The organism is Pseudomonas sp. BAY1663 (genome assembly GCF_000582595.1).
In the GTDB taxonomy this organism is placed as follows: Bacteria; Pseudomonadota; Gammaproteobacteria; order Pseudomonadales; family Pseudomonadaceae; genus Stutzerimonas; species Stutzerimonas stutzeri_AF.
In genome coordinates, this window is record NZ_AZSV01000131.1 from 1 (window position 1) to 7,685 (window position 7,685).

The following is a 7,685-nucleotide window of genomic DNA, read 5'->3' on the forward strand; positions in this document are numbered from 1 at the left end:
GCCCTGCGCGAGGCGCGCACCTGCTACGACCATCTGGCCGGGCGAGCTGGCGGTGGGGCTGTTCGAGCGCATGGCCGGGGCCGGCTGGCTGGTGCCGGACGGCAGGCAGGTGGCGATCACCGATTGCGGTCATGCGGGGCTGGGCGCCTGGGTATCGACCTCGCGGCCCTGGGACGGCGCCGCCGGCAACTGGCCTGTGCCTGTCCCGACTGGAGCGAGCGCAAGCCGCACCTGGGCGGCGCGCTCGGTGCGGCGTTGCTGGATACCTGCAGGCAGGCCGGCTGGCTGCGTCCTGCCCAGGGGTCGCGGGCGCTGCACGTGTCGCCGGAAGGCCGCCGGGCCATCGGCCGGATCGCCGCGCAGGTCGATGCGTAGTGTCGCGACAGCGTTGAAATGTCGGTTCAGGTTAGAGCGTGATAAGCAGAGGCGATCAGTGCGATCTGCCGTGATTGCGAGGGTGGGGCCGTCCCGTAGGTTGGGCTTCGTCGCGTTGCTCCTCAACCCAACCTACTGTCATTTGACCGATGGTGCCACACTAGGTGTTACGCAGCGCATTCGCCCGCCGGGGCGGTGGCCTCGGGCGGGCGAATGGCTTCGCTGAAGCTCAGGGCCTGGCGCCGGTGTTCGGCCGGAAGTACAGCGTCTCGCCGCGGATCAGGCCGGCGAGGCTGGCGTGATCGTTGGTCACTTCGGCTCGATCGGTTCGTCCTGGCTGGCCACTTTCAGCGTCACCCGGGTGATGGCGCCGAGCGGGCGGATGTCGCGCACTTCGCCGGCCTGGTAGTCGGCCGTGGCGATCCGGCTCAGCGAGACTTCGTGGGGGCGGAAGAGGAGCTGCCGCTCCGCGTCGAGCTGCAGGCGGTTGGCGTCGCCGAGGAAGTGGTAGACGAAGTCGTTGGCCGGCTGCTGGTAGACCTCCGCCGGCGAGCCGATCTGCTCGACCACGCCCTTGTTCATCACCACGATGCGGTCGGCCACTTCCATGGCCTCTTCCTGGTCGTGGGTGACGAACACGCTGGTCAGGTGCACGTCCTCGTGCAGGCGCGCCAGCCAGCGGCGCAGTTCCTTGCGCACCTTGGCGTCGAGGGCGCCGAACGGCTCGTCGAGCAGCAGCACCTTGGGTTCCACCGCCAGGGCGCGGGCCAGGGCGATGCGCTGGCGCTGGCCGCCGGACAGCTGTTCCGGGTAGCGGTCGGCGAGCCAGTCGAGCTGCACCAGGTCGAGCAGTTCGTGCACCTTCTGCTTGATGATCGTTTCGTTCGGCCGTTCGCCCCTGGGCTTCATGCGCAGGCCGAAGGCGACATTGTCGAACACCGTCATGTGGCGGAACAGCGCGTAGTGCTGGAAGACGAAGCCGACCTTGCGATCGCGCACGTCGTGCCGGGAGACGTCCTCGCCGTGGAACACGATGTTGCCGCTGTCCGGGGTTTCCAGGCCGGCGATGATCCGCAGCAGGGTGGTCTTGCCGCAGCCGGACGGGCCGAGCAGGGCGACCAGTTCGCCGCTCTGGATGTTCAGGTTGATGTTGTCGAGCGCCTTGAAGGCGTTGAAGTTCTTGCTGACATTCGACACTTCGATGGACATGACTCATTCCTCGCCGGCGCTGGCTTTCAGGCGGTTGATTCGGGATTCGCTCCACTGCTTGAGCAGCAGGATGAACAGGGCCATCAGCAACAGCAGGCTGGCGACGCTGAAGGCGGCGATGTGGTTGTACTCGTTGTGCAGGATTTCCACGTGCAGCGGCAGGGTGTTGGTGTAGCCGCGGATATGCCCGGACACCACCGAGACCGCGCCGAATTCGCCCATGGCCCGCGCGGTGCAGAGCACCACGCCGTAGATCAGGCCCCACTTGATGTTGGGCAGGGTGACGTGCCAGAACATCTGCCAGCCGTTGGCGCCCAGCAGGCGCGCGGCTTCCTCCTCGGTGGTGCCCTGCTCCTGCATCAGCGGGATCAGTTCGCGGGCGACGAAGGGCACGGTGACGAACAGGGTGGCGAGGACGATGCCCGGCACGGCGAAGATGATCTGGATGTCGTGTTCGCGCAGCCAGGGGCCGAAGAAGCCCTGGGCGCCGAACAGCAGCACGTAGACCAGGCCGGCGATCACCGGGGAAACCGAGAACGGCAGGTCGATCAGCGTGACCAGGATGCTCTTGCCACGGAATTCGTACTTGCTCACGCACCAGGCGGCGGCCACGCCGAACACCAGGTTGAGCGGCACCGAGATGCCCACGGCGAGCAGCGTCAGGCGCAGCGCGGCCAGGGTGTCGGGCTCGACGATGGCGGCGAAGAAGGGTGCGAAGCCCTTCTGCAGCGCCTGGCTGGCCACGATCAGCAGCGGCAGCAGGAGGAACAGGACGAACACCAGCCAGGCGCCGCCGATCAGCAGCCGCCGGCCCCAGGCGTTGCCGCGGCGGGCGGCGTTGCTGGCGGAGGCGGTTAACGTTGCAGAAGTCATGACGGCCTCCTCAGGCACGCGTGATGCGGCGTTGCAGCATGTTGATGAGCAGCAGCAGGACGAACGACACCACCAGCATCAGCACGCCGATGGCGGTAGCGCCGGCGTAGTTGTACTGGTCCAGCTGCACCATGATCAGCAGCGGCAGGATCTCGGTCTTCATCGGCATGTTGCCGGCGATGAAGATGACCGAGCCGTATTCGCCGACGCCCCGGGCGAAGGCCAGGGCGAAGCCGGTCAGCCAGGCGGGCAGCAGCGCCGGCAGCAGCACGTAGCGGAACACCTGCAGCGGCCTGGCGCCCAGGCAGGCGGCGGCCTCCTCGACTTCCCGCGGGATGTCGGCGAGCACCGGCTGCAGGGTGCGCACCACGAAGGGCAGGGTGACGAAGGTCAGCGCCAGGGTGATCCCCAGCGGGGTGTAGGCGATCTTGAAACCCAGCGCGGTGGCGAACTGGCCGATCGGGCCAGCGGGCGCGTACAGCGCGGTGAGGGCGATGCCGGCCACCGCGGTGGGCAGGGCGAAGGGCAGGTCGATCATCGCCTCGATGATCTTGCGCCCGGGAAAGCTGTAGCGCACCAGCGCCCAGGCCAGCAGGGTGCCGATCGCGCCATTGAGCAGGGCGGCGAGCAAGGCGGTGCCGAAGCTGAGTTTCAGTGCGGCCAGCATCCGCGGGGAGGTGACGATCGCCCAGAATTCAGCCCAGCTGAGCTGCGCGGCGGAGATGAACAGGGCACCCAGGGGGATCAGCACCAACAGGCTGAGGTACACCAGGGTGTAGCCCAGCGTCAGCTCGAAGCCGGGTATGACGGGGGAAGTACGGCGGGACATAGGACCTCAGCGGCAAGCTCAAGCGACAGGTAGGTGCTCCAAGCGACAGCCCGCTTGCGGGCTTGTCGCTTGGAGCTGCGCACGTCAGTGCGCCTTGTAGATCTGGTCGAAGATGCCGCCGTCGTTGAAGAAACGCGGTTGGGCTTCTTTCCAGCCGTGGAAGTAACCGTCGATGGTCACCAGTTCGATGTCGGAGAACTGCTCGCTGAACTCCTTGGCGATCTCCGGGTTGCGCGGGCGGTAGAAGTGCTTGGCCGCCAGGCGCTGGCCTTCGTCGCTGTACAGGTACTCGAGGTAGGCCTCGGCGACCTTGCGGGTACCCTTGCGGTCGACGTTGGCGTCGACCACGGTGACCGGCGGCTCGGCGAGGATCGACAGCGACGGCGCGACGATTTCCAGGGCATCACCGCCTTCTTCCTTGAGCGCCAGGAAGGCCTCGTTCTCCCAGGCCAGCAACACGTCGCCGATCTTGTTGTTGACGAAGGTGATGGTCGAGCCGCGGGCTCCGGTGTCCAGTACCGGCACGTTGCGGTAGAGCTTCTCGACGAAGTCCTTGGCCTGTTCTTCGCCGCCGTATTTCTTCTCGGCGTAGGCCCAGGCCGCGAGCAGGTTCCAGCGGGCGCCGCCGGAGGTCTTCGGGTTGGGGGTGATGACTTCCACGCCCGGCTCGATCAGGTCGTCCCAGTCCTTGATGCCCTTCGGGTTGCCCTTGCGCACCAGGAACACGATGCTCGAGGTGTAGGGCGTGCTGGCGTCCGGCAGGCGCTCCTGCCAGTTCTCCGGAATCAGCTTGCCGATCCGGTGCAGCTCGTCGATGTCGCCGGCCAGGGCCAGGGTCACGACGTCGGCGCGCAGGCCGTCGATCACCGAGCGGGCCTGTTTGCCGGAGCCGCCATGGGATTGCTGGATGGTCACGGGCTCGTTGCCCTGGGCCTGCCAGTGCCTGGCGAAGGCCTGGTTGAATTCGACATAGAGCTCACGGGTCGGATCGTAGGACACGTTGAGCAGGGTCTGGGCGGCACTGGCGGGCCCGGCGACCAGGGCGCCGGCCAGGGCGGCGAGCGCGAAGAAACGAATGGACATGTGCAGCTCCTCGGAACAATCGAGTTGGGTATTGGCTTTCTGATCGAGGGGTTGGGGCAGTCAGCGCCGCATTCGCGGGCGACAGCTGCAGTACCGGTGCGTGTTCATGGTCTTGGTCTTCTCATGTTCACGCCCTCCGGTGGTCCAGTCGGGCAGGGATGGTCAGGGGGTCAGGCGTTCTTGCCGGTCGGCTGCAGGCGGAATTTTTCCTTGCGCTCGATCTGCACGACCTGGCCGTTGTGCACGGTGATTTCCACCGAGCCGAACTTGAGGCCGTTCAGGGCGTTCTGGATTTCGCGCAGGATGCTGGCTTCGTCCTGACCTTCAAGGTTGCGAAGGGTCGCGCTCATCTTCATCTCTCCGTGGCGAAGCCTCCGTGACGGCCGGTATGACCGTAGCCAGGGAGGCATGGCTGAGGATGGTAGGCAATACTGAAATATTCTTAAAAATATTGTTTAATAACATTTATAGACTTAAATCGAATAAGTCGCTGTCACACCGTTTTTCGTACTTATGGAATAAGCAAAGAATTTCTTATTCTTTTTATGGTGCTCTCGTGTCTGCTTAGACTGGCGCCCGAATCTCCAGGAGGCGCCGTGATGCGCAGTGAATCGATCCGCTATCTGATAGTGCCGGGCTGGCAGGGCTCGTCCGCCGACCACTGGCAAAGCCATTGGCAGCAGGTGTTGCCCAACAGCGCACGGGTGGAACAGGCCGACTGGATGACGCCGCGCCGGCAGGACTGGGTCGGTGAGCTGGAGCGCTGTATCGCCGGCAGCCCGCAGCCGGCGATCCTGGTGGCGCACAGCCTGGGTTGCATCACCGTGGCGCATTGGGCGGCGCAGGCATCGCCGGAACTGTTGCGGCGGGTGCGCGGGGCGCTGCTGGTGGCTCCGGCCGACGTGCAGCGCGACAACGGCCCCGAGGCGCTGCGCAACTTCGCGCCGATTCCCCGCCAGGGCCTGCCTTTCGCCAGCCAGCTGGTCGGCTCCGACAACGACAGTGCGGCCAGCGCCGAGCGCGCGATCGAGCTGGGCCGCGACTGGGGCAGCGAAATCGCGATTCTCGGCGGTGCCGGGCATATCAATGTGAAGTCCGGCCATCACCGCTGGGAACAGGGGTTCGCCTACCTGTATCGCCTGCAGAGCCGCATCGAACAGCAGGCCCGCAGGACCGCCTGAAGACGGCGCCCTGCCGGCCACCTACCTGATCTACTGACAGCAGGCGGCCGCGCGGCGGTCCGCCTGGCGGGAGCTTTTTCATGAGCCACAGCCGTTTCACCAGCCAGGCGCTGCTGACCTTTCCCGATGCGCAAAGAAGCCCGCTGAGCATTCGCGCCAAGGCACTGGTATTCATCGATCCGCGTTCGCGCCAACTGCGCGACGAGGTCGCGCGCCTGGTCGGTTTGCCTATCCCTTTGCTGATCCTCGGCGAAACCGGCACGGGCAAGGAGCTGCTGGCGCGGCACGTCCATGGGCAGAGCGAACGTGGCGGGCTGTTCGTCGCGGTGAACTGCGGCGCCATCAGCAGCGCCCATGCCGAGGCCGAGCTGTTCGGCTATGCCGCCGGTGCCCATGATGCCAGCGCCAGCAGCCGCGCCGGCTGGTTCGGTTCGGCCAACGGCGGCACGCTGTACCTGGACGAGATCGGCGACCTGCCGCTGAGCCTGCAGGGCAAGCTGCTGGCGGCGCTGGAAACCGGCGAGGTGCAGCGCGTCGGCGCCTCCCGCGCCACGCCGGTGGACGTGCGCCTGGTGGCGGCCACCAGTATCGATCTGGCCAAGGCCGTCGCCGTGGGCAAGTTCAACGAACGGCTCTACCACTACCTGAGCGATGGCCGCCTCGAACTGCCGCCGTTGCGCGGGCGCGTCGGCGACATCCTGCCGCTGGCCGAATATTTTCTTGGCGTCTATGCGCAGCGGCTGCAGCTGCCGCTACCGGCGATCAGTCGGGAAGCCCAGCGGCTGTTGAAGCGCCACGCCTGGCCGGGCAACACTCGTGAGCTGGAGAACGTCATTCACTTCGCGCTGCTGGTCAGCAGCGGCGACGAACTGCTGCCCGAGCACTTCAATCTGGCGGACCCGCTGGCGCAGCTCGACGCGGACCTGCAACGGCTGTTGGCCGGTGCCGACCGGCAGCAACTGCTGGCCTTGCAGCAATTGCTGCGGGATGCCGGCGGGGGCTTGGCCGAGGCATTGGCCTGATTCGACCCTGCCGATGCGCGAGTCCCAATCCGCTGATGAGTCATAGGTTGGGGCGGGGCGCGCAGCCTCCCTGCGGGTGGGCAGCTGGCGCTCTGGAATGGGCGATCTCACGCTGGCGTTCCAGTTCCTGCGGATGATATCGCCGCAGTCTGGCCGACCCTGCTCAACACCGCCTCTGGGGGGAAGGCGCCCGATGCGCACAGCCTCAGCGCGACCCGCTGCTGCTGCTCCCTCCCCCGGCATGGGCGGGGCGCTACCGCACCAGCGCCTGCGGGCCGACAACGCCTTGTTGCCGTTGTGGCTAGCCAGGCTTCGTTCAGACGACGTGGAAGCCGTGGGTGCCGTCGCGGCGCAGCTGCTCCACCAGGCCGAACTCCCAGTCCAGGTAGCCCTGCATGGCCTCGCGTGGGTTGTCGGTGCCTTCGTAGGGGCGTCGGTAACGGTCGCTGCGGGGCACGGCGAGGTGGGTTTCGCCTTCCTCGGTCGGCAGGCCGGCGGCGATCCAGGCGGCAGTGCCGCCGTCGAGGAGCAACACCGGCTTGCCGGTCAGCTCGGCCAGTTCGGCGACGGCGAGGCGCGCCAGCAGGCTGCTGCCGCAGGTGAGCACGTAGCGTTCGGCCCGCGGCAGGCGCTCCAGGGCCTGCGGCAGCTGAGCGCGCAGCGCCCACCAGGCGCCCGGGATATGCCGCCTGACGTAGTTGGCGCTGGCGGTGAAGTCCAGCACCAGGGTGTCGCCTGCCGCCTGCCATTGCTGCAACGTATGCGCATCGATGGTCCCGGCCGCGGGCAGCGGCGGCAGGGGCGCCTGCCAGTCGCCGCGGGCGGAGAAGGCTGCGCGGTCGAGGCCGTCCAGCACCTGTACGTCCCAGCCCATCTGCGCCAGCCAGGAGGCGCTCATGTTGGCGCGCACGCCGTCGTCGTCCACCAGCACCACGCGGGCGCCGCGCACGCTGGCGTAGTGGTCGGTCTCCTGCACCAGCTGGCCGCCGGGGACGGAGCGGGCGTCCGGCAGGTGGCCGGCGGCATATTCCTCCGGCGTGCGCACGTCGAACAGGTAGGTGGTGCGACCGCGTTCCGCCTGCCAGCGCTGCAGGTCGGCGAGCGTGGCGCGGC

7 protein-coding genes and 2 pseudogenes are annotated in these 7,685 nt (G+C 67.2%); 3 read left to right on the top strand and 6 right to left on the bottom strand.

Annotated elements, in window-relative coordinates; all coding sequences use genetic code 11:
* Positions 1-375 (top strand): annotated as a pseudogene (locus BAY1663_RS21365) (transcriptional regulator); the annotation flags it as partial.
* A gap of 229 nt (positions 376-604) precedes the next feature.
* Here BAY1663_RS21365 and BAY1663_RS21370 read toward each other — a convergent pair.
* From BAY1663_RS21370 to oscA, 5 genes and pseudogenes are all read right to left on the bottom strand, one after another.
* Positions 605-1,584, bottom strand: a pseudogene (locus tag BAY1663_RS21370) (sulfate/molybdate ABC transporter ATP-binding protein).
* A 3-nt stretch (positions 1,585-1,587) separates the two neighbouring features.
* On the bottom strand, positions 1,588-2,457 hold the full coding sequence (gene cysW, locus BAY1663_RS21375; RefSeq protein ID WP_037044816.1) for a sulfate ABC transporter permease subunit CysW: 870 nt from the start codon (positions 2,455-2,457) through the stop codon (positions 1,588-1,590).
* 10 nt (positions 2,458-2,467) lie between these two features.
* Positions 2,468-3,286, bottom strand: a complete 819-nt coding sequence (cysT, locus tag BAY1663_RS21380) for a sulfate ABC transporter permease subunit CysT (protein ID WP_037044819.1) — start codon at positions 3,284-3,286, stop codon at positions 2,468-2,470.
* An 84-nt stretch (positions 3,287-3,370) separates the two neighbouring features.
* On the bottom strand, positions 3,371-4,369 hold the full coding sequence (locus BAY1663_RS21385; protein WP_037044823.1) for a sulfate ABC transporter substrate-binding protein: 999 nt from the start codon (positions 4,367-4,369) through the stop codon (positions 3,371-3,373).
* Positions 4,370-4,539: 170 nt separating this feature from the next.
* Positions 4,540-4,719, bottom strand: coding sequence for a sulfur starvation response protein OscA (gene oscA / locus BAY1663_RS21390; protein ID WP_037044838.1), 180 nt, complete (start codon positions 4,717-4,719; stop codon positions 4,540-4,542).
* Positions 4,720-4,968: 249 nt separating this feature from the next.
* Here oscA and BAY1663_RS21395 point away from each other — a divergent pair, with 249 nt between their 5' ends.
* A complete protein-coding gene (locus tag BAY1663_RS21395; protein ID WP_037044826.1) occupies positions 4,969-5,550 on the top strand; it encodes an alpha/beta hydrolase in 582 nt (193 codons plus the stop codon).
* A gap of 80 nt (positions 5,551-5,630) precedes the next feature.
* Entirely contained in the window at positions 5,631-6,572 is a 942-nt protein-coding gene (locus BAY1663_RS21400) for a sigma 54-interacting transcriptional regulator (protein WP_037044832.1), read from the top strand.
* Between the two features lie 316 nt (positions 6,573-6,888).
* Here the strand turns inward: BAY1663_RS21400 and BAY1663_RS21405 are convergent.
* The coding region (locus BAY1663_RS21405; RefSeq protein ID WP_037044835.1) for a rhodanese-like domain-containing protein at positions 6,889-7,685 on the bottom strand (797 nt) is incomplete at its 5' end.

Coding starts and splice junctions, on each gene's coding strand:
- BAY1663_RS21395 (WP_037044826.1), top strand. CDS start 4,969: ATGCGCAGTGAATCGATCCGCTATCTGATAGTGCCGGGCTGGCAGGGC.
- BAY1663_RS21400 (WP_037044832.1), top strand. CDS start 5,631: ATGAGCCACAGCCGTTTCACCAGCCAGGCGCTGCTGACCTTTCCCGAT.
- oscA (WP_037044838.1), bottom strand. CDS start 4,719: ATGAGCGCGACCCTTCGCAACCTTGAAGGTCAGGACGAAGCCAGCATC.
- cysW (WP_037044816.1), bottom strand. CDS start 2,457: ATGACTTCTGCAACGTTAACCGCCTCCGCCAGCAACGCCGCCCGCCGC.
- BAY1663_RS21385 (WP_037044823.1), bottom strand. CDS start 4,369: ATGTCCATTCGTTTCTTCGCGCTCGCCGCCCTGGCCGGCGCCCTGGTC.
- cysT (WP_037044819.1), bottom strand. CDS start 3,286: ATGTCCCGCCGTACTTCCCCCGTCATACCCGGCTTCGAGCTGACGCTG.